Below are 22,436 nucleotides of genomic sequence, written 5' to 3'. Positions count from 1 at the left end.
CGTCATGTCCCAGGATCCCCAAAGGCCCCGTCCACGCCGTATGGCCGCCCTGCGCATGGGCCTCTGGGTTCTTGTCGGCCTCGTCGCCGCCCTGCTGGTGATCGTCTGGGCGGTCGGCATACGCCAGTTTTCCACCGCCGAGCAGGCAGCGGAACCTTATGGCGCACCCTTCCAGCTTGTCGACCAGGACGGACAGCCCGTTACGGAAAGCATCCTGAAGGGCAGCGCCACCGCCGTCTTCTTCGGCTTCACGCACTGCCCGGACGTCTGCCCCACCACGCTGTACGAGCTGGCGGGCTATCAGCGCCAGTTGGCCGACGAAGGCAAGGATCTGAACGTCGTCTTCGTGACGGTCGACCCGGAGCGCGACACGCCGGAAGTGCTGAAGCGCTACGTGGAATCGATGGACGCCGACATTACCGGCATCACCGGCGACCCGGCCGCCGTAAACGCGATGCTGGACGGCTGGGGAATCCACCATGCCAAGGTCGAAAGCGGCAGCACCTACACGATGGACCACACGGCCAGCGTCATCATGCTTGGCACGGAAGGCCAGTTCGTGGGCACCATCGCCTATCAGGAAAACCCTGAAACGGCGCTGCAGAAGCTGGACCGCCTGACGACCCTTTGACGATCTTACCCCGGAGCGGCGCTTGAGCCAGTTACGATATTTCGCGCGTGGCCCGCGTGCGGCCGTGGAAGCGGCCTATGCCCGGCTGGACGCCGCCTTCGAGGCGTTCGGCGCCCCGGTCTCCATCTTCGAGGCCGACGAAGACGAACAGATCTTCGAAGTGTCCATCTACTTCGAGGAGGCGCCGGCCCAGGCGGCCGACATCCTCGCTCTGTTCGAGCCCCTGTCGCCAGAGACGGAGCATATCGACGCTTCCATCGACTGGATGCAAAGCGTGCTGGCCGACCTCAAGCCGGTGCGGGCCGGCCGCTTTCTGGTGCATGGCGCGCATGACCGCGCCCGTGTCGGGGCCAATGATATCGGCATCCTGATCGAGGCGGGGCAGGCTTTCGGAACGGGCCATCACGGCACCACGGCAGGATGCCTGACGATGATCGGCGATATCCTGCGCCGCAAGGCGCCGCGCAACGCGCTGGACCTCGGAACCGGCAGCGCCGTGCTGGCCATCGCGGTGGCGCGTCTTGCGCGCATTCCCGTGCTGGCAACGGACATCGACCCCGTGGCCGTGGATGTGGCGCGCGGCAATGTCCGCGCAAACGGCGTTGCGGCGCGTGTGCGAACCGAAGTTGCGATCGGGTTCAACGGCCCGGCCTTTGCCGATGGAGCGCGCTTCGACCTGATCGTCGCCAATATCCTGGCCGGCCCGCTGATGCGCCTGGCTCCCTCCATGGAGCGGCGGCTGGAGCGCGGCGGCGATATCATCCTGTCCGGCATTCTGGCGCGGCAGCGCCAGGCGGTGCTGGCCGCCTATCGCGACCAGGCGCTCTATCACCGGCGCACGATCCGCATGGGCGATTGGGTGACGCTGCACCTCAGCCGCTGAAACGAAAAACGCCGCATCGCACAGGGCGACGCGGCGCTGAATGGATTGGCGAATTGCCGAAGCCCGTGAGGGCTAGTGCCTTTCGGGCGCGGCGACCTCGAAGAAGGAGCCGCGGCGACCCAGAAGACTGACCATCTCGTCCATCTGGAGGCCACGTCCGCCGGCTACCTGAAGACGAGACGGGATCCGGCGACCTTCTGCGCTTGCGATCCGGCGCGACGTGAAGACGAGGCGCGGAGAAACGGGCGTGGGGCGGTAGGTTTGGGTCGTCAACATGTCTGAAGCCTCTGCGGAAAGGTCTTCGTAACCTCTCATGCACCCTATATGCGTCATCGCGCCGGATTGAGCTATATCCCCCGTTGCATAGGTCCGTTTCGCAAACCGCAAGGCGATTCTCGCGTCGTCTTCATCAATTGTTCATAAGTCTCGAAAGGCCATAAGCGGTGTTCCAGTCCTTCGAAGAGAGCGCAAGCTCGGCCGCCAGCGCCAACCGCCTCGAACTTCTCCGTGCGGAGCTGGCCCATCTTGGTGTCGACGGCTTCATCGTACCGCGCGCCGACGAGCATCAGGGCGAATACATTCCGGATGCCGCGGCACGCCTTGCATGGCTGACGGGCTTCTCGGGCTCGGCGGGTTACGCCGTCGTGCTGCCCGATTCGGCGACATTGTTCGTGGATGGCCGATACACGACGCAGGCGCGCGACCAGGTGGACCCCGCAGTCATGCAGACCGCCAGCTCCATCGATACGCCGCTGGCCAAATATCTGTCCGGTGTCGCGGCCGGAATGACCATCGGCTTCGACCCGTGGCTGCATACGCAGGCCGAGGCTGCGGCGCTGCGCAAGGCCGCCGAGGAAACCGGCTTCAAGCTGGTGCCCCTGCCGCACAATCCCATCGATCGCATCTGGCAGGACCGGCCGTTGTCGCCGAAAGGCAAGGTCGTGCAGCACCCCGAAACGCTCGCCGGTCGCAGCGCAGCCGCCAAGCTGGACGAGATGGGAGAAACCATGCGCGCGGCCGGCGGTACGGCGGCCGTGCTGACGGACCCGTCTTCGATTGCCTGGGTGTTCAACATCCGTGGCCAGGACGTGCCGCACACGCCGCTGCCCCTTTCCTTCGCAATCCTGAAAAGCGACGGCAGGCCAACCCTGTTCATCGATCCGGATAAGCTCGACGGCGCGGTGAAGGATTATCTTTCCGCCCTCGCCGATCTTGCCGCACCCGATGCCTTCGACGCGGCGTTGCGGGGTTTCAGGGCTGGCGAACGGGTTCTCGTGGACCCCGCCCTGGCCGCCGAGCGCATCGTCGAGCTGATCGAGGAAGGCGGCGCGACCGTCGTGCTGAAGCCCGATCCGGCCCGCCTGCCACGTGCGCGCAAGAACGACATCGAGATTGCCGGCAACCGCGCCGCGCATCTGCGGGACGGCGCCGCGATGGTGCGCTTCCTGCATTGGCTCGACCTTCAGCCCGGCGGCACGATCACCGAGATCGATGCGGCGCGGCGCCTGGAAGCGTTTCGCGCCGAGACGTCGGCAAGCGATGGCATGCCGCTGCTGGACATCTCCTTCGACAGCATCGCCGGCGCCGGGCCCAATGCCGCCCTGCCGCATTACCGCGTCAATACGCGGTCCAACCGGACCCTCGGCGACGGCGAACTGTTCCTGATCGATTCCGGGGCGCAGTACCGCGACGGAACCACCGACATCACCCGTACCGTCGCCATCGGCTCGGTCGATGCGGAACGCCGTCGCAAGTTTACGCTGGTGCTGAAGGGCATGATCGCCATTTCGACGATCCGCTTTCCGGTCGGCACGCGGGGCATGGACCTCGACCCGCTGGCCCGGGTAGCCCTTTGGAAGGCCGGTTGCGACTATGCGCATGGCACGGGGCACGGTATCGGCTCGTACCTCGCCGTCCACGAGGGGCCGCAATCCATATCCCGGCGCGGCGCGACGGTGCTCGAAAGCGGAATGATCCTGTCGAACGAGCCGGGCTATTACCGGGAGGGACATTTCGGCATCCGGATCGAGAATCTCATTCTCGTAACGCCGCCGGCCGAAATCGATGGCGGGGACATGCCCATGCATGGCTTCGAGACGCTGACCTTCGTCCCGATAGACCGCCGGCTCGTCATGGCCGAACTGCTGCACGAGCATGAGCGGGCATGGCTCGACAATTATCACACCGAGGTGCGTGGCAGGCTGGCTCCGCTGCTGCCGGACGAGGCCGACCGCGCATGGCTGGCCGCCTCGACGGCGCCGCTGGGTAGCTGACGCAAAAAGGCCCGCCATCCTGTCCGGACGGCGGGCCCTTTATCATTTGCACCGGGTGCTAGCGGCACATGCGGCGCGGCCCGTTATAGGGCTGGAACGTTCCGCTGCCGGGATCGAAGCTCCGGTAGCGCTGCGAGCAGTATTGATACCATTCGCGCGTCCAGGGCTGCGGCGCGTAAGAGTAACCCGGCTCCACATAACGCCGTGGCGCCGGCTCTACGTAGCGCGGCTGGTTGGCGCTGGCGATCGCCGCTCCGACGCCCAGCCCGACGATGCCACCGATGATGGCAGCGCCGGCGGCGTTGCCCCGGTCGCGGCGATAGTAGCGCGGGCCACGATCCCAGCGACGCGAGTCGCGCCAATCGCGGCGTCCGTAATAACCGCCGCCTCCGCGATAGCCGCCCCTGTCCCAATGACGGTGCCGCCAGGGATCGGCCTTGGCTTGCGTTGCACCGAACAGGCTGGCAACCACGTTGCCCATCGCGCCGTTGACGTTTTGCGGCACGGCCACGCTGGCCGGCAGCATCGCCATGGCCATCGCGACGATCAAAGCTTTTCCACTCAACTTCTTAACCAATGACATGGCGTGTCTCCTTGGAGATCCTTCGCCCCTATTAACCATCCGTCACCTGAATGGCCGCTGAATGCGGACACCGGCCCCGGCAAGAGGCACCGACGCAGATCTCGAAGATGGTTAACGCGTCGGCGGCCAAATGGATCTCGGCTAGCGATAAATTGATCGCCGCGCCCAAGGAACTTCCTGCCCGCCCCTTCAAGTGAAGGGCCGCTCGATCCTATATCGCTGCAAGCAGTTACAAGAATCGGAGGCCGCAGCATGGCTGCACTGCACAAATATCGTTTCGGGGCCCTGCTCGCGATCTTCACGCTCGTCTTTTCCGTCGTGGCGGTGGACTACGCAGAGGCAAGGCGCGGCGGAAGCTTCGGCAGCCGTGGGGCGCGGACGTTCCAGTCGGCGCCCGCCACCAACACGGCGCCCTCGGCCGCACCCGTGCAGCGCTCGATCACGCCGGGCACAGCGGCGCAGCCCAATGCCGGCCGCGCGGCAACCGGCGCTGCCGCCGGTGCCGCGGCCAACCGGGGCCTCTTTGGCAGCCCGCTGATGCGTGGCCTGATGCTGGGTGGCCTCTTCGGCCTTCTGATGGGCGCCGGTTTCGGCGGCCTTGGCGGTTTCATGGCGCTTCTGGTCCAGATCGCACTGATCGCCGGCGTCATCTGGCTGGCGATGCGCCTGTTCCGCTCGCGCCCGCAGACAGCAGCGGCCGGCAACCAGCGCGCCGCCGGAATGAACTATCAGGGGCAGCAGCCGGCTTCCGGCGGCGGGCAGGATTTCCGCCACCTCGGTGCGGGCCTCGGCGGCGGCGCAGCCACAGGCACAGCGACTGGCGCGGCGTCCGCGCCGGCCCGCAACGGCAACCCGGACGAGCTCGGCATCACCCCGGACGATCTCGGCATTTTCGAGCAGCGCCTGTACCAACTGCAGGACGCCTTCGGACGTGAAGACTATGCCGCGATCCGCGAGATCACGTCGCCGGAGATCATGTCCTACCTGTCGGAAGAGCTGTCGCAGAACGCCACGCGCGGCGTGAAAAGCGACGTGCGCGACGTCAAGCTTCTGCAGGGCGACATCGCCGAAAGCTGGAAGGAAGGCTCGCGCGAGTTCGCCACTGTGGCGATGCGCTACTCGATGATCCAGGTTCTGCGGGACAGGCAGAGCGGCAAGATCGTCGAGGGCTCGGACAGCGAGCCGGTCGAATCGACGGAAGTCTGGACGTTCCTGCGCGATCACCACGACGAGTGGAAGTTGACCGCGATCCAGGAAGCCTGAGGCTTATCCCGAAGTGCTAAGTTTGGGCCGGTCGCCAGCGACCGGCCCTTTTTTATACCCCGGCGAACCGCGCAACGATCACGATGGCTGTCCCGATGGCGACGGTGGACAGAAGCGACAGGCGAATGGCCAGTACACCGCACAGGACAAGCACACAGCGCTCCAGCCAGCCGCCATCCACGAAGGCCGGCACGACGATGGTGGGCAGCACGGCAGCAGGAACGGCGTTCAGCACCGCGTCGAGGCGCGGCGATATGCGGCCCATCCGCTGCAGTACGAGATAGCCGCCGACGCGGGTTGCGTAGGTGGTCACCGCCGCCAGCACCACCAGAAGCCAGATCTCGCTCATGCGGGGTCTCCCGGCAGGGGCCGGACCGCCGCCACGATCAGGCCTGCCAGCCCGCCCAGCGTCACGTGCCAGGGCGCGCCGATCGTCATGTAGACAAGGGCGGACACGGCGAAGCTTGCTCCGGCCACCGGAAAGAACCCATCGCGCTTCTGGAAGGCCATGGTCTGCGCCAGGAAGTAGACCGGCAGCACGAAGTCCAGCGCAAAGACACGGGGATCGTCGATCAACCCGCCAAAGACGACGCCAATGGCGGTGGACAATTGCCACACCACGTAAAGCACCAGCGCGTAGCCGAAGTAATAGGTCTTCGTCAGGCGGCCGCCGAGCGCCCGGCCCTCGGCCGCGGCATAGGAGGGGTCGACCAGGAAGAAGAAGCCGATCGTCTTCTGGAGCGGGGTGAAGGCGCCCAGATGCCGCCCGATCGACGCCGAGTAGAGCACATGCCGAAAATTGAGGATGAACATCGACAGGACCACCGCCCAGAGCGGTGATTCGATCGCCAGCAGTTGCAGCGCCACAAGCTGTGCGGCCCCGGCATAGACGAAGGCCGACATGCCGATGGCCTCGGCCACGGTGAAGCCGCCATCCATCGCCAGCGTGCCGTACAGCGCGCCGAAGGGCAGCATGGGCACCAGCACGGGCGCCACGTCGCGCACGGCGGCGCGCAGTTCGCGGGTGTCGAGCATATCCGTCAGCGCCCGACGAGGGTGAACCAGCCGTCCTCGTCGATGACCTCGATGCCGAGTTCCGTCGCCTTCTTCAGCTTGGAACCGGCACCCGGCCCCGCCACGACGAGATCGGTCTTCTTCGAGACGGATTCCACCGCCTTGGCTCCGAGCTCGTCCGCCATCGCCTTCGCCTCCTCCCGCGACATGCGCTCCAGCGAACCGGTGAAGACGATCGTCTTTCCGGCAACCGGAGAGCTCACCGAGGCCGCCGGCCGCGCCTCGTCCTGCGGGTGCACGCCAGCCGCCAGCAGCGCATCGATGGCATCCCTGTTATGCGCTTCGTGGAAAAATTCCACCACGGCGCCGGCGACGATGGAGCCGATGCCCTCGACGCCGTTCAACTCCTGCCAGGCCTCGTTACCGGCATCCTTGCGGTCGTCGGGCACGATGGCGGCCTCGGCCGCCGCCCGGAAGGCGCTGAAACTGCCATAATGGCGGGCAAAGCGGCGGGCGTTGGTTTCCCCGACATGCCGGATGCCGAGCGCGTAGAGAAAGCGCGGCAAGGGCGGGTTGCGCCGCTGATCGATGGCCTCGAACAGGTTTTGCACCGAGCGTGCGCCGAATCCGTCGAAATTCTCCAGACGGGTCAGCGACTTTTCCTGCCGCCTTTCCAGCGTGAAGATATCGGCCGGAGAGCGTATCCAAAGGGCAGGATCGTCCAGCCCATGGAAGAACTCCACCTGCCTGTCGCCAAGCCCTTCGATATCCATGGCGCTGCGCGACACGAAGTGGCGGATGCGCTCTACCGCCTGCGCCGGGCAGATCAGGCCGCCGGTACAGCGTGTTACCACTTCGCCTTCTTCGCGCACGGCATGGCTGCCGCAGGTTGGACAGCGATCCGGAAAGACGAAGGGGGCGGAGTCGGCGGGACGCTTCTCCAGCACCACGTCCAGCACCTGCGGGATCACGTCGCCGGCCCGCTGCACCACCACCGTATCGCCGACGCGGATATCGCGCCCTTCGCGCAGGGTCTGCCCGCCCTGCCCCGTACCCTTGATGTAATCCGCATTGTGCAGCGTGGCATTGGAAACGACGACACCGCCCACGGTAACCGGGTCCAGCTTGGCAACCGGTGTCAGCGCGCCCGTGCGCCCGACCTGAATGTCGATGGCGCGCAGCACCGTCATCGCCTTTTCGGCCGCGAACTTGTGGGCGATGGCCCAGCGCGGGAAACGGGATACGAAACCCAGCCGCTTCTGCAGCGCAAGGTCGTCGACCTTGTAGACCACGCCGTCGATATCGTAGCCCAGCGCGGCGCGCTGCTCTTCGATGGCATGGTACTGCCCGATCAGCCCGTCGACGCTGTCGAAGCGTTTCATCAGCGGGTTGGTCGGAAAGCCCATGCGGCCGATGGAGGCGACAACTTCGGTCTGCGTATCGCCGGGCACGGCGCTGCATTCGCCCCAGGCATAGGCAAAGAACCGCAGGGGACGGGCTTTGGTGATGGACGGGTCGAGCTGCCGCAGAGAGCCGGCAGCCGCATTGCGCGGATTGGCGAACAGGGGAAGCCCCGCTTCCGCGCGCCCTTCATTGAGCCGGGCGAAATCCGCGTGGCTCATATAGACCTCGCCGCGCACTTCCAGAATATCCGGAACCTTGCCCTTCAGCTTTACCGGGATATCATCCACGGTGCGTGCGTTGGCAGTCACGTCTTCGCCGACGCTGCCGTCGCCGCGCGTTGCCGCGCTGACCAGTACGCCGCCTTCGTAGCGCAGCGACAAGGAGAGACCGTCGATCTTCGGTTCGGCGGTGATGGCCAGCGGCGCATCGTCGTTAAGCTTCAGGAAGCGGCGCGCGCGTCTTGCGAAATCGGCGACGTCTTCGTCGGAAAAGGCGTTGTCGAGAGACAGCATTGGCACCGAATGGGTGATCTTGCCGAATTTCTCGGACACCTGTGCGCCGACCGTTTCGGATGGCGTATCCGCGCGCTTCAACTCCGGGTATCGCGCCTCGATTGCCAGGTTGCGTCGGCGCAAGGCGTCGTAATCCGCGTCGGATACCTGCGGGCTGTCCTTCAGATAGTAAAGCTGGTCGTGATGCCGGATTTCACCGGCCAGCGCGGCGAGTTCCTCTGCCGCCTCCTCCAGCGTCAGGTTTTCCACCGGCTTGTCCCGCAGCATCACCGCCCCCGCTTCCTTCGCCCATCAATTGCGCGGCAGCAGCGCGCGCAGCCTCGGTGATGCGCTCGCCAGCCAGCATGCGGGCTATTTCCTCCCGCCGCGCATCCATGTCCATTTCCGCAACGCGAGTCGACACGCGTTCCTCTCCGGATTTGGAAATCAACAGATGCGTGTCGGCCCGCGCCGCGACCTGCGGCGCATGGGTAACGGACAGAACCTGCACCCCTTGGGCCAGGCGGGCAAGCCTGCGGCCGATGGCATCGGCAACGGCGCCGCCGACACCCGTGTCGATCTCGTCGAACACCAGTGTCGGTGCGGAGCCCCTATCGGCCAAGGCCACCTTGAGCGCCAGCAGAAAGCGCGACAACTCGCCCCCGGACGCCACCTTCATCATCGGTCCCGCGCGCGAGCCGGGGTTGGTGCGCACCCAGAACTCCACCGTATCGAAGCCGAAGGGCGACGGCGTCTGCGTGTCGGTGCCGATTTCCACGATGAAGGCGGCCCGCTCCAGCTTCAGATCCGGCAGCTCGGCCATTACGGCGCGCTCCAGCTCGGCCGCAACCGCCGTCCGCCGCTCCGAAAGGTCCGATGCAAGGCCGCGATAGGCGTCCAGCGCTTGCTCTGCTTCCTGCTCCAGTGCGGCCAGCCGCTCTTCCCCGGCGTCGAGCTCGGCCAGCTCTGCGGTCATGCGCGCGCACAAAGCGGGCAGTTCGTCCACCGGCACGGAATGCTTGCGGCCGGCGGCGCGCAGCGCAAACAGCCGCTCCTCGGTGGCTTCCAGCGCACGCGGATCGAACTCGATCCGGCGCAGGGCCTCTTCCAGTGCGGTCTGCGCATCGGAGAGCTGATCCAGCGCGACATCCAGCCGTTCGATGGCGCTGTCCAGAAGGCCCGGCAGCTCGTCGCGACGCCGATCCAGCCGCCGCAGCAGGCTGGCCAGCCCCGGAATGGGCGATCCCGCACCGGACAGCTCTTCATTGGCTTCGTTGACGTCGCCGGCGATCTTCTCGGAGCGCATCATCGTCTGCCGCCGCTCGGCAAGGATGTCTTCCTCGCCCGTTTCGACGGCCAGGTCGGACAGCTCCTCGACTGCGGCGCGCAGGTAATCCGCTTCGCGCGCGGCCGCGTCGATGCGCTCGCGCTGGTGGCGTATGGCTGCCTGCGCGCTGCGCCACGCCTCGAAGGCGGCGGCAACGGATTCGGCTTTGGACGTCAGGCCACCGAAGGCATCCAGCAAAAGGCGATGCGCACCGGTATCCACCAGCGCGCGGTCGTCATGCTGGCCATGGATCTCGACCAATGTCTCGCCAAACGCCCGCATCAGGGCCACGCTGGATGGGCGATCGTTGACGAACACCCGCGTGCGGCCGTCCGCGTTCTGCACCCGGCGCAGAATGATGTCGCCATCGTCGTCCAGCCCATTGCTGGTCAGCAGAAGCCGGGCGGCATGGCCTGCCGGCACGTCGAAGACGGCCGTCACCTCGCCCTGCTGGGCGCCGTGCCTGACGAGAGAGCCATCGCCGCGCCCGCCGAGGGCCAGCGAGAGGGCATCGAGAAGAATGGATTTTCCGGCGCCGGTCTCACCCGTGAGGACGGACAGGCCGCCCGCAAGGGAGAGATCCAGCTTTTCGATCAGGACGATGTCACGGATCGCGAGGTGTACGAGCATCTATCGCGCCACGCCCGCCGAACCGTCAGCCCTGTGGCGCGGCCGGAGGCTGTGCGCCGCCGCCGACAAGCCGGCGCGATGCGTTGCTGAACCAGGAGCCGGCGCCAGCCGCCTGCGGGGCAAGCCCGTCGCGCTGCAGCAGGGCATAGGCATCCTTGTACCATTCGGATTCGGGGAAGTTCTGCCCCAGCACGGACGCCGCGGCCTGCGCCTCGGGGCGGATGCCCATGGCCAGGTTTGCCTCAACCAGGCGGTAGAGAGCCTCTTCCACGTGGCGCGTCTGGCTGTAGTTGTCGACGACGTTCTTGAAGCGGTTCACCGCGCCGATGTAGTTGCGCCGCTCCAGGTAATAGCGGCCGACCTGCATTTCCTTGCCGGCAAGCTGGTCGCGCGCCTGGCGCAACTTGGTGCGCGCATCTTCGGCATATTCGGAATTGGGGTAGCGGTCCACCACCTCCTGCATGGCCAGCGCCGCGCGTGCGGTATCCGTCTGGTCGCGGGTGACCTCGGGCATCTGGCGGAAGTAGGAAAGGCCGATAATGTACTGGGCGTAGGCCGCTTCCTCGGAACCGGGGTAAAGCGACAGATAGCGCCGCGCCGAGGACACCGCCTCGTCGTAGTCGCCGTTGCGGTAGGAGGTGAAGGCGCGCATCACCAGCGCCTTGCGTGCCCACTCCGAATAGGGGTGCTGGCGGTCGATCGCCTCGAACTTGGCGGCAGCTTCGCCAAGGCGCCCGGCTTCCAGATTGGCAAGCCCCTGATTGTAGAGGACGTCGGCCGGCTCGGTCTGCGAAGCGAGGGCCAGCGCGTCGATGTCGTTGTCCTTGCCGGACATGCAGCCGGCGAGGCCGGAGACGGCGCCCGCCAGTAGAACGACGGCAAGCGGCCGTACGATGCTGGACCGGCCGATTGTGGGCAAGAATTGGCGCATTAGAACGTTCCCCTGCTGCATCCCCGGCGGCGGATCGCCCGCCCTGACGCCCTTCTACTTGCAGCGAAGGGAGCCGACAATGTTTCAAGGCCGTTCAACGCGCCTTTTTTGAGGCGGCCCCCATAGCCATCCACGACGGGACTAGATTTTCTGGGCTTCGAAAGCCGGCACGGCGACGGCCACGGCGGGCTCCGCACGGGTGCGGCCACCCGAGCGCACGGGCACCTCGACGATCTCGAACGCCGCCGGATCGGACAGAAGTGCCTGCAGCGCCATGGCGTTGAGGCGATGGCCACCGCGATACGACCGGTAGCACCCAAGGATACGGGCACCGGCAAGGGCCTGGTCGCCGATCGCGTCAAGCGTCTTGTGACGCACGAACTCGTCCACGTAACGCAGTCCACCGGGATTGATGACCTTGTCGTCGTCGCCGATGACGACCGAATTCTCGAGCGAGGATCCGAGCGCATGGCCGGACGCCCACAGGCGCTCGACATCCTTCATGAAGCCGAAGGTGCGCGCGCGGGAAATCTCGTCGCGGAACAGCGAGGGGGTGAGATCGCCGGCAAAGCTCTGACGCCCGATAGCGCCGGAAGCAAAGTCGATATCGATTTCGAATCGCGTGCCGTCATGCGGCCGATACTCGCCAAAGGCACCGCCCATTTCGACGCGAACCGGCTTCAACACGCGGATATGACGCCGCGCAGCCAGCTGCGACACGAGGCCCGCCTCGTCGATGGCTTCCACGAAGGCCGTCGAGCAGCCGTCCATGATGGGGATTTCGCCGCCATCCATCTCGACGATGACATTGTCGACGTCCATCGCGTACAGCGCGGCCATGAGATGCTCGATCGTGGCGACGTGCGGTCCGCCCGGCTCTCCGACCACAGTTGCGAGGTCGGTGGAGGAGACGTTGGCCGAAACGGCTGCGATCTCGCGCACCCGCCCTGCCCCGTTGCCGAGATGGAAAACGATGCCGGTGTTCGCGTCGGCCGGATGAAGCGTCATCTCAACGGCCGAACCGGAATGAACGCCGACACCGCGAAAGCCGATGCTGGCTCCAATCGTTTGCTGCTGCTTCGCCACACTCGTATCCTTGAAATCGCCCATGGTCCGCCAATGGCATGCATTCGATGAAAAGCATGTCGGGCTGTGGCCCGGGCGCCGGCCGCCATATACGCGCAGCCGAAACCGATTTTGTTGCTGGGAAACTAGGAGTTACGGCCTTTCGGGCCAAATCACGCTTCTTTTCCCCATGTTACCGGCGACAAGCTTAACCGAGTGTAAAATCCAGTCTTTTCATAACCTTAATAGAAAGGGCCCGCCCCTTTCGAGGCGGACCCGGTCATCTCATGCGACTATTTTGTGAAGACTGCTGAAAAAGCTCAGCTCGATTGACGGCGCAGGAAGGCCGGAATCTCCAGTTGTTCGTCTTCCGACTGCGGCCGCACCTGGCTGACGGGGCGTGCCGCCGAGTCTGCCGCAACGCGCCGCGGCGCATAGGGGCTGTGCTCGGGCTGCTGGCGACGCTCGCCGTGATGAGGCTCCACTTCTTCCACCTCGCGGCGGGAAAGGCCGCTGGTCAGCTTGCGGATGAGGCCGAGTGCACCACGCTCTTCTGCGCCGTCGTCGTGGCCGCTGCGACGGTCCATCTCCGACTGCACGACCGGCGGGAACTCGTCCACACGGGGCATGCGGGTCTGCTGCTGGACAGCCTGTCGTGCCGGAGCCGGCGGGGCGACTTCCGAGATTTCCTCGGTCAGCATGCGGCTGAAATCGTCATCCAGGTCGAAGCTGGAGGCAGCAGGCTGCGGCGCCGGCGTCGCCGGCTGCTGGTAGGCCGGAGCCTCCTGCGTCGGACGGGCGGCCGGGGCTGCCGCAGCGGCCTGGCGGGCGACGGCCGCCGGACGCGTCTCGGGCTGGCGGTCGAAGGCTTCGGCTGCCGTCTTGTCGATGCCGGTCGCCACGACCGACACGCGGATGACGCCTTCCAGGCTTTCGTCGAAGGTGGCGCCCAGGATGATGTTGGCGTCCTGGTCGACTTCTTCGCGGATGCGGGTTGCCGCCTCGTCCACCTCGAAGAGGGTCAGGTCACGGCCACCGGTGATGGAGATGAGCAGGCCCTTGGCGCCCTTCATGGACGTTTCGTCCAGCAGCGGGTTGGCTATGGCCGCCTCGGCTGCGGCCATGGCACGGCCTTCGCCGGAGGCTTCGCCGGTGCCCATCATGGCCTTGCCCATCTCGCGCATGACGGAGCGTACGTCCGCGAAGTCGAGATTGATGAGGCCTTCCTTGACCATCAGGTCGGTGATGCAGGCAACGCCCGAGTAGAGCACCTGGTCGGCCATGCCGAAGGCATCGGCGAAGGTGGTCTTGTCGTTGGCGATGCGGAACAGGTTCTGGTTCGGAATGACGATCAGCGTATCGACGTTCTTCTGCAGCTCCTCGATGCCCAGCTCGGCGATCCGCAGGCGGCGCTGGCCTTCGAAGTGGAACGGCTTGGTCACGACGCCGACGGTCAGGATACCCTTTTCACGCGCGGCGCGGGCCACCACGGGTGCGGCGCCGGTGCCGGTGCCGCCGCCCATGCCGGCCGTCACGAAGCACATGTGCGAGCCGAGCAGGTGATCGCAGATCTCGTCCAGCGATTCCTCGGCGGCGGCGCGACCGACTTCCGGCTGCGAGCCCGCGCCAAGTCCCTCGGTGACGGCGACGCCCATCTGGATCACGCGCTCGGCGCGTGACGAGCGCAGTGCCTGCGCATCGGTGTTGGCGATGACGAACTCGACGCCTTCGAGGCCGGCGTTGATCATGTTGTTGACGGCATTGCAGCCGCCGCCGCCAACGCCGAACACGGTGATGCGGGGCTTGAGTTCCGTGATGTCCGGCTTCTGCAGGTTGATGCTCATGTCAAAGGTTTCCTTTTCGCAGTTGGCCGCCTCGGCGCGCGCCTCAGTTCGTTTCAAAGTTTTGCCAGTGCGTATGAGTGCACCGTACAATCGGTGGCCCGCCTGAAACTTGCGGACCGGTTATGCGGACCTCAAAAACTGCGCCGGAGCCAGGAGCCGATCCGACCGACCCGCGTGGTTTCGTCGAAGGCGAAATCCAGCGGAGACGATTCGGCGACATATTCCTGCCAGGCAATCTGGGGGTAGATCAGCAGCCCGACCGACGTTGCGAAGATCGGGCTCTTGTTGGTCGTGCTCAGGCCGGCAACCCCGACGGGGCGCCCCAACCGCACGTTGCGTTGCAAGATGTCGTGGGCCGCGCCGGCCATGCCCGCAAGCTGGCTGGCGCCGCCGGTCAGAACGACGCGCTTGCCGATGACGTGGCCAAGGCCGGAGCTGGCCATGCGGTCGCGGATCAGTTCCAGCGTCTCTTCCACGCGGGGACGAACGATGCGCGCGATAAGAGAGCGCGAGACATGCACCTCGCCCTCGCCGTCATCCTCGGCCAGCGGCTCCACCGTGACCGGCTCGCCATCGTCCATCAACTGGGTCAGCGCGTTGCCGTGCATGACCTTCAGCCGCTCGGCCTGCTCTGGGCGGATCGACAGGCCGCGCGCCAGATCCATGGTGATATGCTGGCCGCCCATGGCAATGGCGTCGGCATAGGCGAAATGCCCGTTCTGGAAGATGGAGATGGTGGTGGTGCCGGCGCCCATGTCGATGCAGGCCGAGCCCATCCGCGCTTCATCCTCGACCAGGGTGGCAAGGCCCGACGCATAGGGAGCGGCCACGAAGGCCTCGACCACCAGATGCGCGCGGTTGATCGCGGCCTCCAGGTTGCGCAGGGGCGTTTCTTCCGCCGTCAGCACATGCAGCTCGGCGCCCAGCATCTCGCCCATCATGCCGATGGGATCGTCCAGCCCACCCTCGCCATCGAGCGAAAGATCGAAGGGTACGGAGTGCAGGGCGACGCGGCCCTGCGACATCTGCGTGCGCGCCGCCTGGTTGAGGACGCGGCGCAGGTCGGCCGGGCTGACCTCGGCGCCGGCCACGGTTAGCTCCGCCTTGCCGCGCAGGCTCTTGAGCCGGCCCGCCGTGACCGACACGATCAGGCTTTCGATGGTCAGGCCGGCCTGGCGCTCCGCCGTATCGACGCAGGCGCGGATGGACTGCTCCGCCGCTGCGATGTCCACCACCACGCCGGACTTGATCCCGCGCGACCGCTGATGCCCGATGCCGATGACCTCGGCCACATGCGTACGGTTTGGCAGAACCTCGCTTTCGGGGCGCGGACGCAACCGCGCGATGAGGCAGGTAACCTTCGACGATCCCACGTCGAGGATGGAGAACAGATGCGTCCGCCGCTGCGAAAGCTTTTCGATGCGCGGCAGCGCACCCTTTCCGCCCAAAAACAGGCTCATGCCGGATTCCCCCTCTTGGCCTGGCGTGCGAGCTTTGCTCGCTCGGCGGCCGCGTCGTCGCGCCGCTGTTTCGCCTCCGGCGTAAGCTTGATGGTGATGCGGTCGGGAAGACGCATGTCGACCGCCGCGATATCGCGGGCGAGAAGCCCGTAGCTGCGGTCCATGCGCACCACTTCGGCGGCGGCTTCCACTGGGTTCTCTTCCGGCAGACGGACGGTGACGCCGTTGTCGAGTCGAAGGTCCCAACGCCGCTCGCCGATGCGGACATAGGCGCGGATGCGAGGCTTCAGTTCGGGCACCAGCTCGATCTGGTCCAGAAGGTCGGCCGCGGCGGTATCCGCACCGACGCCGACGACCAGCGGCAACTCGGTGTAGCGCGTCGTTGCAAACGGCACGATCGGCACGCCATGGCGATCGATGATCGTCAGGTCCTGCCCGCGCTGCCAGATGGCAAAGGGCTGCTTCTCGACCACCTCGACCAGCAATTGGCCGGGATACACCTTGGAAATGGATGCCGTCTCGATCCACGGCATCGCTTCCAGCGCGATACGGGCCGCATCGACGTTGAGCGCCGGCAGCGTCTGTGCGCCGACGCCGTACACGGTCTGCAATATGTCGATCTGCGACGTCTCGGAAGCGCCGGTCACATCCACCCTGTCGATGGCGAAGCCGACGGGCTCGGCCAGGGTGTCGATAACCTTGGTCGTGTGTCCGCCACTGGACATGCCGTAAAGCGCGCTGGAGCCGAGGACGACGGTGGCCAGAACCGAGAAGCTCGGCAGCGGCAATGCCTGCAGGCGGCGCGCATAGCCGGAAACCCGGCGCAGCGCGATCTGGACGCGCATCGCCAACCGGCCGGCGGGCCGCATGTCGGAATGGTCGTGGCGCTGTCTTACCGGCGGCATGACGCGTCCCTCACCATCCAGTCGAGCAGCTTTCCGAACTCCAGGCCGCGGGCGCGGGCGATATCGGGCACCAGCGACGTCGGCGTCATGCCGGGCTGGGTATTGACCTCAAGCCACACGACTTCGCCGGCCGCACCGTTGCGGTCGTCGTAACGGAAGTCGGATCGCGAAACGCCCCGGCAGCCGACGGCGCGGTGCGCGGCAAGGGAAAATTCGGCCACCGTCGCGGTGATCTCGTCCGGCAGCTCGGCCGGCACGATGTGGGAAGAGCCGCCCGGCGCATATTTGGCGTCGAAATCGTAGAAGGCATGGTCGTTGGAGACGATCTCGCAGACGCCGAGAACCTCGTCGCCCATGACGGCGCAGGTCAGCTCGCGGCCCGGCACATAGCGCTCCACCATCACCATATCGCCGAAGGTCCACTCCACCGCCGACAGTTGCTGCGGCGGATGGGCCTCGCCCTCGCGTACGATGACGACACCGAAGCTGGAGCCTTCCGCCACAGGCTTCACCACATAGGGCGTGGGCATCGCATGCTGCCTGGCGATCTCCATTCGATCGACAAGGATGGACTCCGCCACGTTGACGCCGAAGCCGGCCACGACCGCCTTCGCCTTCTCCTTGTTCATCGCAAGGGCCGAGGCCAGGACGCCCGAATGGGTATAGGGAATTTCCAGATATTCGAGGATGCCCTGTATGGTGCCGTCCTCGCCGAACGGGCCGTGCAGCGCGTTGAAGGCGACGTCAGGACGCAGCTCGGACAGGACGGAAGCGACATCGCGCCCGACATCGATGCGCGTGACACGGTAGCCCTCTGCCTCGAGGGCATCGGCACATGCCTTGCCAGAGGAAAGGCTGACGGGTCTTTCACTGGAAAGGCCGCCCATCAGAACCGCCACGTGCCGCTGCATCGACTCCGCACTCCATCAACAGAAGGTTACGCACCCCCATTCATGCTGTGCGGATGGTTAAGCGGTGGTTAACCCGGCGCGGCGCTGGCAATAAAATCGTAAGCCAATTTCTTAAGAGGCCCGGTCACGTGCTTCGTTCACGGCTTGAACGGGGCCACGTCCTGCCCCGGCCGGAACCGGCCGACGCGCTGGATTTCCCATTCCAGGAGGATGCCCGACGTCTCGAACACCCGGCGGCGCACCGTTTCTCCCAGAAGCTCCAGATCGTGGGCCGTTGCCGAGCCGGTATTGATCATGAAGTTGCAGTGCATCTCGGACATCTGCGCATCGCCGATCCGCAGCCCCCGGCATCCGGCGCGGTCGATCTCTTTCCAGGCCGAGGTGCCCGGCGGGTTCTTGAAGGTGGAGCCGCCCGTCTTTTCCCGTACGGGCTGGGTCGTCTCGCGGTGGTGCTGGACGGCGTCCATCGCGGCGCGGATGGATTCGGCCCCGTCCGACGGACCCGCCAAAAGGGCCGATGTGAAGATCAGCCCATCATCCGCGCCGGAATGCCGGTAGCGGAACGCCATGTCGCCGGAAGTCAGCTCAACCAGCCGTCCCTGTCTGTCGACGGCGGTGGCCGACACGAACCGCTCGGATGTCTCGACGCCGTTTGCCCCCGCATTCATCCGCAAGGCGCCGCCGATAGAGCCGGGTATGCCGTGCAGAAAGTGAAAGCCGCCGAGCCCCAGGTCCAGCGCAACGGCGGCGACCCGCTTGTCGGATGCGCCGGCACCGGCGCGCAGCCGGCCATCGCCCGCAGCCTCGACCTGCCCGAAGCCCTTCGGGGGCAGGCGGATGACGATCCCTTCGATGCCGCCATCACGAACCATGAGGTTGGAGCCGATGCCGACCACGGTGACCGGGATGTCCAATGGGACAACACCCAGAAATTGCGCCAGATCCTCTTCGTCGGCGGGCTGGAACAAGAGTTCCGCCGGACCGCCCGTGCGGAACCACGTCACCTTTTCCATGGCTGCGTCGGGCGTCAGCCGGCCGGCAAGCGGCGGCAGGCGCAGGCGCTCCGCGAGGCCGGTTGCGTCCATCAGGCGGGTTCCGACGCCAGTGCCTCGAGTTCCTTCGGCAGCGCATAGGCCCATTGGGTGACGGAGCCGGCGCCGAGGCACACGACCATATCGCCCGGTGTCGCGATGCTGGCCACAAGCGGCGCCAACTCGGCCGGACCGCCGATCAACCGCGCGTCTCGGTGGCCACCGAGTTTCAGCGTATCGAGCAGCGCGCGCGAATCCACACCGGGGATCGGCTCCTCGCCCGCGGCATAGACCGGCGCCAGGATGACCGTATCCGCATCGTTGAAGCATGCGGCGAAATCGTCGAACAGGCTTTGCAGCCGGGAAAAACGATGCGGCTGCATGACCGCGATCACCCGCCCCTTGGCGGCCGAGCGCGCGGCCGACAGCACGGCGCGGATCTCGACCGGATGGTGCCCGTAATCGTCGAACACCTCGATGCCGTTGGCCGTACCGGTATGGGTGAAGCGGCGCTTGACGCCGCCGAACTGCCCTAGGCCCTTGCGGATATCCGCCTCCGACATGCCGATGCGATGCGCCGTCACGATGGCGGCGGTGGCGTTGGACACGTTGTGCCGCCCTGGCATCGGCAGCACCAGATCGCGCATTTCGATCGCCTCGCCGGTGATGCGGTCGCGTATGGCGACATCGAAGGTCGAGCGTGCGCCGGAGGCCCGCACATTATGGAAACGCGCATCCGCCTGCAGGTTTTCGCCATAGGTGATGACGCGCCGGTCTTCGATCTGGGCCACCAGCTTCTGAACTTCCGGATGGTCGAGGCACATGACGGCAAAGCCGTAGAAGGGCACGTTCTCGACGAAGGCGCGGAAAGCCTCCCGAACCTTGTCGAAGGTGCCGTAATGGTCGAGATGCTCGGGGTCGATATTGGTGACGACGGCCACGTCTGCGGGCAGCTTCAGGAATGTGCCGTCCGATTCGTCGGCCTCCACCACCATCCAGTCGCCGCCGCCCATGCGGGCATTGGTGCCATAGGCATTGATGATGCCGCCGTTGACCACGGTCGGGTCCAGCCCGCCGGCATCCAGCAGCGTCGCCACCAGCGATGTCGTCGTCGTCTTGCCATGCGTACCGCCGATGGCGATGGCCTGGCGGAAACGCATCAGCTCGGCCAGCATTTCGGCGCGGCGCACAATGGGCAACAGCCGCTCGCGCGCGGCGGCCAATTCGGGGTTGTCGCGGCGGATCGCCGTCGACACGACCACCACTTCCGCCTGGCCAAGATTGGCTGCGTCGTGGCCGACATGCACCGTAACGCCCTTGGCGCGCAGGCGCTGCACATTGGCATTTTCGCTCTGGTCCGATCCCTGCACCGTATAGCCGAGATTGACCAGCACCTCGGCGATGCCACTCATGCCGATGCCGCCAATGCCGATGAAATGCACCGGGCCGATATTGCGCGGCATCTTCATGGGAATTTCCTTTCCAAGCATTCGATCTATGACCGGGCCGTTCGGGGCGGCATAGCTTCTACGAGATCGGCGAGCAACTCCGCCGCATTGGGAATGCCGGTTGCGCGTGCCGCCTCGGCCATGCGGGCAGCCTCGTCCGGTGCATCGGCCAGTTGCGCCAGGATCGTGGCCAGCCGCTCGCCCGTCAGGTCGGCCTGCCGCGCGACGATGGTGCCGCCCTGCGCCTCCAGCCGGGCCGCGTTGGCGGCCTGGTCATGGTCGAGCGCATAGGGATAGGGCACCAGGATGGACGGTCGGCCGATGACGGCCAGTTCCGAAACGGTGGACGCACCGGAGCGGCTGATGACGAGGTGGGCGGCGGCCAACCGGTCGGCCATGTCGGAGAAGAAGGGCGAAACCTCTGCCGGGATGCCGGCGTCGGCATAATAGGTCCGCACGCGCGCTTCGTCGTCGGTGCGTGCCTGCTGCGTCACGCGCAGGCGCTCGCGCACCGAAGGCTCCAGAAGCGAGATCGCCTCCGGCAGAACCTGCGAGAAAAACGCCGCCCCCTGGCTTCCGCCGAACACGACAAGGTTGAACGCCTCTCCGGAAGCGCTTGGACGATATGGTGTTTTTGCCGCTTCCAGCACCGCCGGTCGCACCGGGTTGCCGGTCACCACGATCTTGTCTCGCAGCTCCGCCGCCGCCTTGTCCTGCGGGATACCGGCGGCGATGCGGCCCACGCGGCGCGCCAGGAAGCGGTTGGCGCGGCCCATCACGGCGTTCTGCTCGTGGATCATGCTGGGCCAGCCGGCCTGCGTTGCCGAAAGCACGGGCGGAACGGACGGATATCCGCCAAAGCCGATCGTTACATCAGGCTTGAGGCGGCGCAGCAGGGCGCTTGCGGTGCGCAGGCCCGTCCACAGCTTCAGGAGAGAGCGCGCGACCGCTACGGGATTGCGCGATCCGAATGTGGCAGAAGGTACGATATGCGTTTCCGCTGCCGGAAAGCCGCCGGAAAACCGTCCGGCCCGCTCATCCGTGGCCAGATGGACCTCGTGCCCGCGCCGCGCCAGTTCGTGCGCCAGCGCCTCTGCGGGGAAGAGATGGCCGCCGGTTCCGCCGGCGGCCAGAAGGATGCGTTTTGTCATGGACGAGCCTGTCTTCAGCGCGGCTGCAACGTGCCGCCGAGAGCCAGCGTGCGCGTCATCAGCCTGTCGATCTGCGACGAGTTTTCGGCGCGCTTGCGCGTCAGCGCCAGAACGAAGCCGGCCGAGATGGCGACGGCCAGCATGGACGAGCCGCCATAAGAGATGAAAGGCAGCGTCATGCCCTTGGCGGGCATCAATTGCAGGTTCACCGCCATATTGATGATCGACTGCATGCCGAACAGCATGACGAGGCCGGATATGGCCAGCCTGGCAAAGGTGTCGCGCTGCTGGAAGGCCACCTGCAGGCCACGCATGACGACGAAGCAGAACACCGCTGCCAGAAGCATGCAAGTGATGATGCCGAACTCTTCCGCGATGACGGAAAAGGCGAAGTCGGTGTGGCTGTCGGGCAGGATGCGCTTGACGGTACCCTCGCCCGGGCCCTGCCCAAGCCAGCCGCCGCGCATGATCGCCTCGCGCGCGGTGTCGGTCTGGAAGGTGTCGCCCTCGCCCGTCAAAAAGCGGTCGATACGGCTGGCGACGTGCGGAAAGGCGACATAGGCGCCAAAGAAGCCCACCCCGCCGATGCCGCCCAGCACCATGATCCAAAGCCATGGCATGCCCGCCATGAAGAACAGGCCGCCCCACGCGCCCGCCGTCAGGATGGTCTGGCCAAGGTCCGGTTGCGCCACCAGCAGCGCCGCCACCACGATCAGCAGCATCAGGGACAGAAGATTGCCAGGCACGTCGGGCCGACGCGCACGCTCGGCAAACAGCCAGGCGCAGACGATCACGAAGGCCGGCTTCATGAACTCGGACGGCTGGACGCTGAACGGGCCGAACGACATCCATCGCCGGGCACCCTTGACTTCCATGCCGAAGAACAGCGCCAGCACCATCGTCACCAGCGCCGCGCACAGCATGATCAGCGACATGCGGCGGATGCCGTGCGGCGTCAGAAGCGAGGTGGCCAGCATCACCGCGATCGAGGGAAACAGGAACAGCGCATGGCGCTTGACGAAGTGGAACGGCTCAAGCCCGATCCGTTCCGCAACCGGAGGGCTGGCCGCGAAGGACAGCATCATGCCGCCCAGCATCAGAATCAGGAAGGCGGCCAGAAGCCAGCGGTCGATAGACCACCACCAATCGGCAATCAGGCCTTTTTTCGCGCGGCTCACGGCCATGCCACAC

At 66.0% G+C, this 22,436-nt stretch carries 19 protein-coding genes and 1 pseudogene; 4 read left to right on the top strand and 16 right to left on the bottom strand.

From position 1 onward, the window contains the following. Nucleotides 1-4: 4 nt before the first annotated feature. Both AUL31_RS12415 and AUL31_RS12410 read left to right on the top strand, forming a co-directional pair. Nucleotides 5-631 (top strand): SCO family protein, encoded by a 627-nt coding sequence (locus AUL31_RS12415; protein WP_232414944.1) that lies wholly within the window; start codon nt 5-7, stop codon nt 629-631. 22 nt (nt 632-653) lie between these two features. Beyond that, nucleotides 654-1,514, top strand: coding sequence for a 50S ribosomal protein L11 methyltransferase (locus AUL31_RS12410; protein WP_060606785.1), 861 nt, complete (start codon nt 654-656; stop codon nt 1,512-1,514). A gap of 72 nt (nt 1,515-1,586) precedes the next feature. Here the strand turns inward: AUL31_RS12410 and AUL31_RS12405 are convergent, their stop codons facing one another. Then, on the bottom strand, nt 1,587-1,790 hold the full coding sequence (locus tag AUL31_RS12405) for a hypothetical protein (RefSeq protein ID WP_060606782.1): 204 nt from the start codon (nt 1,788-1,790) through the stop codon (nt 1,587-1,589). Between the two features lie 167 nt (nt 1,791-1,957). On the opposite strand from AUL31_RS12405, the gene AUL31_RS12400 reads away from it, so the two are divergent. Then, nucleotides 1,958-3,787, top strand: coding sequence for an aminopeptidase P family protein (locus AUL31_RS12400; RefSeq protein WP_060606779.1), 1,830 nt, complete (start codon nt 1,958-1,960; stop codon nt 3,785-3,787). A gap of 58 nt (nt 3,788-3,845) precedes the next feature. On the opposite strand, the gene AUL31_RS12395 is transcribed toward AUL31_RS12400, so the two are convergent. Further along, nucleotides 3,846-4,370, bottom strand: coding sequence for a BA14K family protein (locus AUL31_RS12395; protein ID WP_159439808.1), 525 nt, complete (start codon nt 4,368-4,370; stop codon nt 3,846-3,848). A gap of 252 nt (nt 4,371-4,622) precedes the next feature. On the opposite strand from AUL31_RS12395, the gene AUL31_RS12390 reads away from it, so the two are divergent. Beyond that, nucleotides 4,623-5,633 carry a TIM44-like domain-containing protein gene (locus AUL31_RS12390; RefSeq protein ID WP_060606773.1) on the top strand — a complete coding sequence of 337 codons (1,011 nt, stop codon included), beginning with the start codon at nt 4,623-4,625 and terminating at the stop codon, nt 5,631-5,633. Between the two features lie 52 nt (nt 5,634-5,685). Here the strand turns inward: AUL31_RS12390 and AUL31_RS12385 are convergent, their stop codons facing one another. The 14 genes and pseudogenes from AUL31_RS12385 to ftsW form a co-directional block, all read right to left on the bottom strand. Beyond that, on the bottom strand, nt 5,686-5,982 hold the full coding sequence (locus AUL31_RS12385) for an AzlD family protein (protein ID WP_060606770.1): 297 nt from the start codon (nt 5,980-5,982) through the stop codon (nt 5,686-5,688). Beyond that, a complete protein-coding gene (locus AUL31_RS12380; RefSeq protein ID WP_060606767.1) occupies nt 5,979-6,668 on the bottom strand; it encodes an AzlC family ABC transporter permease in 690 nt (229 codons plus the stop codon). Before AUL31_RS12380 ends, AUL31_RS12385 begins: the two co-directional genes overlap by 4 nt. 5 nt (nt 6,669-6,673) lie before the next feature. Then, nucleotides 6,674-8,827: an NAD-dependent DNA ligase LigA gene (ligA, locus tag AUL31_RS12375; RefSeq protein ID WP_060606922.1), complete on the bottom strand. Its 2,154-nt coding sequence runs from the start codon at nt 8,825-8,827 to the stop codon at nt 6,674-6,676. A 19-nt stretch (nt 8,828-8,846) separates the two neighbouring features. Continuing rightward, a pseudogene (gene recN, locus AUL31_RS12370) lies at nt 8,847-10,499 on the bottom strand (DNA repair protein RecN); the annotation flags it as partial. A 25-nt stretch (nt 10,500-10,524) separates the two neighbouring features. After that, nucleotides 10,525-11,430: an outer membrane protein assembly factor BamD gene (locus tag AUL31_RS12365; RefSeq protein WP_060606764.1), complete on the bottom strand. Its 906-nt coding sequence runs from the start codon at nt 11,428-11,430 to the stop codon at nt 10,525-10,527. Between the two features lie 141 nt (nt 11,431-11,571). Continuing rightward, the gene (lpxC, locus tag AUL31_RS12360) at nt 11,572-12,516 is read right to left on the bottom strand and encodes a UDP-3-O-acyl-N-acetylglucosamine deacetylase (RefSeq protein ID WP_244489394.1); all 945 of its coding nucleotides are present in this window, start codon (nt 12,514-12,516) and stop codon (nt 11,572-11,574) included. Nucleotides 12,517-12,815: 299 nt separating this feature from the next. Beyond that, a complete protein-coding gene (gene ftsZ, locus AUL31_RS12355) occupies nt 12,816-14,339 on the bottom strand; it encodes a cell division protein FtsZ (RefSeq protein ID WP_060606757.1) in 1,524 nt (507 codons plus the stop codon). Between the two features lie 131 nt (nt 14,340-14,470). After that, nucleotides 14,471-15,799, bottom strand: coding sequence for a cell division protein FtsA (gene ftsA / locus AUL31_RS12350; protein WP_060606754.1), 1,329 nt, complete (start codon nt 15,797-15,799; stop codon nt 14,471-14,473). Continuing rightward, complete coding sequence (locus tag AUL31_RS12345; protein ID WP_060606751.1) at nt 15,796-16,704, bottom strand: cell division protein FtsQ/DivIB; 909 nt, start codon at nt 16,702-16,704, stop codon at nt 15,796-15,798. Before AUL31_RS12345 ends, ftsA begins: the two co-directional genes overlap by 4 nt. Then, on the bottom strand, nt 16,692-17,615 hold the full coding sequence (locus AUL31_RS12340; protein WP_060606748.1) for a D-alanine--D-alanine ligase: 924 nt from the start codon (nt 17,613-17,615) through the stop codon (nt 16,692-16,694). The genes AUL31_RS12345 and AUL31_RS12340 overlap by 13 nt, the downstream gene beginning before the upstream one ends. Before the next feature lie 137 nt (nt 17,616-17,752). After that, nucleotides 17,753-18,700 (bottom strand): UDP-N-acetylmuramate dehydrogenase, encoded by a 948-nt coding sequence (gene murB, locus AUL31_RS12335; protein WP_060606745.1) that lies wholly within the window; start codon nt 18,698-18,700, stop codon nt 17,753-17,755. Next, a complete protein-coding gene (murC, locus tag AUL31_RS12330; protein ID WP_060606742.1) occupies nt 18,700-20,115 on the bottom strand; it encodes a UDP-N-acetylmuramate--L-alanine ligase in 1,416 nt (471 codons plus the stop codon). Before murC ends, murB begins: the two co-directional genes overlap by 1 nt. A gap of 26 nt (nt 20,116-20,141) precedes the next feature. Continuing rightward, nucleotides 20,142-21,245, bottom strand: a complete 1,104-nt coding sequence (murG, locus tag AUL31_RS12325) for an undecaprenyldiphospho-muramoylpentapeptide beta-N-acetylglucosaminyltransferase (protein ID WP_060606740.1) — start codon at nt 21,243-21,245, stop codon at nt 20,142-20,144. A gap of 14 nt (nt 21,246-21,259) precedes the next feature. After that, a complete protein-coding gene (ftsW, locus tag AUL31_RS12320; RefSeq protein ID WP_060606737.1) occupies nt 21,260-22,429 on the bottom strand; it encodes a putative lipid II flippase FtsW in 1,170 nt (389 codons plus the stop codon). Between the last annotated feature and the right edge of the window lie 7 nt (nt 22,430-22,436).

The sequence above is a fragment of the Aureimonas altamirensis genome (assembly GCF_001463885.1).
Lineage (GTDB): Bacteria > Pseudomonadota > Alphaproteobacteria > Rhizobiales > Rhizobiaceae > Aureimonas > Aureimonas altamirensis.
This window is presented reverse-complemented; position numbering and strand designations above follow the sequence as displayed.

What these genes read in the sequence shown, in the direction of transcription:
- AUL31_RS12395 (WP_159439808.1), bottom strand. Translation starts at nt 4,370, where the DNA reads ATGTCATTGGTTAAGAAGTTGAGTGGAAAAGCTTTGATCGTCGCGATG.
- murC (WP_060606742.1), bottom strand. Translation starts at nt 20,115, where the DNA reads ATGAAGATGCCGCGCAATATCGGCCCGGTGCATTTCATCGGCATTGGC.
- AUL31_RS12380 (WP_060606767.1), bottom strand. Translation starts at nt 6,668, where the DNA reads ATGCTCGACACCCGCGAACTGCGCGCCGCCGTGCGCGACGTGGCGCCC.
- AUL31_RS12365 (WP_060606764.1), bottom strand. Translation starts at nt 11,430, where the DNA reads ATGCGCCAATTCTTGCCCACAATCGGCCGGTCCAGCATCGTACGGCCG.
- AUL31_RS12345 (WP_060606751.1), bottom strand. Translation starts at nt 16,704, where the DNA reads ATGCCGCCGGTAAGACAGCGCCACGACCATTCCGACATGCGGCCCGCC.
- ftsA (WP_060606754.1), bottom strand. Translation starts at nt 15,799, where the DNA reads ATGAGCCTGTTTTTGGGCGGAAAGGGTGCGCTGCCGCGCATCGAAAAG.
- ftsZ (WP_060606757.1), bottom strand. Translation starts at nt 14,339, where the DNA reads ATGAGCATCAACCTGCAGAAGCCGGACATCACGGAACTCAAGCCCCGC.
- AUL31_RS12415 (WP_232414944.1), top strand. Translation starts at nt 5, where the DNA reads ATGTCCCAGGATCCCCAAAGGCCCCGTCCACGCCGTATGGCCGCCCTG.
- ftsW (WP_060606737.1), bottom strand. Translation starts at nt 22,429, where the DNA reads ATGGCCGTGAGCCGCGCGAAAAAAGGCCTGATTGCCGATTGGTGGTGG.
- AUL31_RS12340 (WP_060606748.1), bottom strand. Translation starts at nt 17,615, where the DNA reads ATGCAGCGGCACGTGGCGGTTCTGATGGGCGGCCTTTCCAGTGAAAGA.
- murB (WP_060606745.1), bottom strand. Translation starts at nt 18,700, where the DNA reads ATGGACGCAACCGGCCTCGCGGAGCGCCTGCGCCTGCCGCCGCTTGCC.
- murG (WP_060606740.1), bottom strand. Translation starts at nt 21,245, where the DNA reads ATGACAAAACGCATCCTTCTGGCCGCCGGCGGAACCGGCGGCCATCTC.
- AUL31_RS12405 (WP_060606782.1), bottom strand. Translation starts at nt 1,790, where the DNA reads ATGTTGACGACCCAAACCTACCGCCCCACGCCCGTTTCTCCGCGCCTC.
- AUL31_RS12390 (WP_060606773.1), top strand. Translation starts at nt 4,623, where the DNA reads ATGGCTGCACTGCACAAATATCGTTTCGGGGCCCTGCTCGCGATCTTC.
- AUL31_RS12385 (WP_060606770.1), bottom strand. Translation starts at nt 5,982, where the DNA reads ATGAGCGAGATCTGGCTTCTGGTGGTGCTGGCGGCGGTGACCACCTAC.